3 protein-coding genes are annotated in these 2422 nt (G+C 42.6%); all 3 read right to left on the bottom strand.

The window, feature by feature from the left end; all coding sequences use genetic code 11:
- Positions 1–92: 92 nt before the first annotated feature.
- The gene (locus tag AC0UA9_RS17480) at positions 93–854 is read right to left on the bottom strand and encodes a hypothetical protein (protein ID WP_475662027.1); all 762 of its coding nucleotides are present in this window, start codon (positions 852–854) and stop codon (positions 93–95) included.
- A 61-nt stretch (positions 855–915) separates the two neighbouring features.
- On the bottom strand, positions 916–1464 hold the full coding sequence (locus AC0UA9_RS17475; protein ID WP_475662026.1) for a hypothetical protein: 549 nt from the start codon (positions 1462–1464) through the stop codon (positions 916–918).
- 267 nt (positions 1465–1731) lie between these two features.
- The coding region (locus tag AC0UA9_RS17470; protein ID WP_475662024.1) for a CsgG/HfaB family protein at positions 1732–2422 on the bottom strand (691 nt) is incomplete at its 5' end.

Genomic DNA, 2422 nt, shown 5'->3' with positions numbered 1-2422 from the left:
TGCGTTAAATAAAAAAACCGCCCCAAAGAGGGGCGCTTCCCTGAGCTAAGTAAGTACTTAAAAAGTATTTATAAAAGTACCCACAAAGATGTTTACCACTGAGTAGAGATAGCAGAGTTATTGTTACCCGCCTGGGAGTGAGTCGCTGACGCAGCGCCATTTACAGCTGCATTTTGGCGAATGGTCGATACGTTGTTGTTGCCTGTCTGAAAGACATTCGCTAAATGACCGTCACCACCTTGATAGATGTAAGAGGCACTCAGGCCTGCATCTATCTGAACTACATTGGCTGTATTCAAATCACCATCTTGATGGACAAAGCTCCATGTTTCATCAGTATTGTTTGCCTGAAATACGTTTGCATTATTATCATTACCAAGTTGCTCAATGATAGAGTCACTACGGTTAGTATTATCGAACTGTGTAACGATAGAGCTATTGCGATCTCCATCTTGGAACACATAAGAGTCGTTACGCATACCTTCGCTTTGTAAAACGATAGAATTGTTGTCGCTACCTAGTTGATATACAACAGACTCATGCTCATTACCGCTTTGATACACATAAGAGTTGTTGTCATCGCCTTCTTGTACAACGCGAGAGTATTGTGCAGAACCGGTTTGATCAGTTTCAGCCGCGTTATCACTACCTATCTGGAAAATAAGCGAAGTCCGCATTGGGGCACGAGTAAAGCCGTCCATACTTTCACGGATATCTTGCTGATTTTCAAAGGCTTGTTCTGTCCCTACATTAGCATCATTGTTAAATGTAGATTTTTCAAAGTCACGCGCTTGGCTAGAGAAACTAACAGCCATTGCAACAGCAGCAGCGATAACGGTCATTTGAGTTTTCATGGTGTTTCCCCTTTTTTTCGATCGACTTGCTTTGGTTGTTTACTGAGAAGCAGCTGGCGACTCAGTAGGTATCGATAGTGACTGGTCGTGCATTGCCCGAAAGATTCTGTTGCTGGACACTTACAGCACGTAAGCCACTGCCCGATTGTGAAATCGAAACGTCACCTTTAAATCCGTTTTGATAAATATCGGCTTTAAACGAGACGTTATTACCTTGCTGATTAATAGAGGCGGTATTGTCATCGCCTACTTGCCAAATAATTCCGGTATTATTTCCGTTACTTTGCATTATGCTTGCTTGATTACCATTGCCGACTTGATCGATGTAGGCAAAATTAGAGAGCTGATAACTCACTGAACGTGACTGAGCAACACTTGCTTTATTATTGTTACCTTGTTGACGAATGATGCTTAGATTGCTGTGTAGTGCGGCATTATCAATAGCCGCAAACTGAGTAACTCTTGCACTTCTATCGAATAAGTCGCTTTCATTCTCATTGGCTTGTAACACAGAAGATAAAGTCAGCAGAGCAATAGCTATCGTGATCGCAGCACGACAACGAGTTTTTTTCGTTGTGGTTGTTCTGAGCCGATAGCTGAAATGTTTCATTTTTAATTCCTTTTGAAACTCAATGTGTCTTTTTGTTTCATGGATTGAGTTTGGACCATTCTAAGAATGGCGCCATAGGAAGTTTTTTTAATGCTGTGGTTATATGCTTAACGTAAGTTATATTGTGTATTTGCTATTTTTTTGATTCTTATAGTACTAGTGTTTTAATTATGTTGAGTTTTCTGTTTTAATAAAAAAAGCCACTCGATCGAGTGGCCATTGTTTTTTATAGTTTTATTTTAGTAGTGTTCCCTTGATTAATTTTTACTAAAGCATAGGTATCGGTGCATTAAGATAGTCATCTAAAATGGTGTTTTGAATATTGGTTCCGGGAGCAAGATTCCATAATCGATTCTCGATACCTCTCGCTACAAGGTGAATGACAGCAGATTCTATCGCCGACATTACCGCGAGCTGAACCGGTTCATTTGTGGTTATACCTGCTTCGGCCTCTAATAAGCGCCTGAAATCAATAAAGCGATAAACCCCTGCGCGTAGCTCTTTAGAATAGATAGTCTTGGTGGTGGTGACGTTAGCTAATATTTCGCCTGTTGAGATTTCCACCGCACGTAAGTTCACCGTCACCTGATCGACCTGGTACTGGCCTGATGCCCCAATGCCAAAATATTCGGCACCGGCTCCTCCAGTTCGTACGTTCGATTCATAAGCAATAATGCCACCCTCTAACATCACCGACGCTGCTCTTAACGATGGCAGCGTATCGGGCTGCCCAAAGCGTTCGAACTCCGCGCGAATAATACGGCGTTCTGTTAACAAGTTTTGTAATCCAACACGTTCAAGCGGGATAAACCAGCCAGATTCAGATAGGGCCCCGGTAAGCATAGCTGCAGCCCCTTGGGTTACCGCCGTTGAAAACGTGCTGGCGGGGGCTGGCCGATATTGCCCTGTTTGATCACGAAAATCATACACAGAGACAAATATCTTTCCTGACGGTGGC

The sequence above is a fragment of the Colwellia sp. F1 genome, from assembly GCF_056238625.1.
Note: the sequence above shows the minus strand (reverse complement) of the source record. Positions and strands in the feature narration are given on the sequence as shown.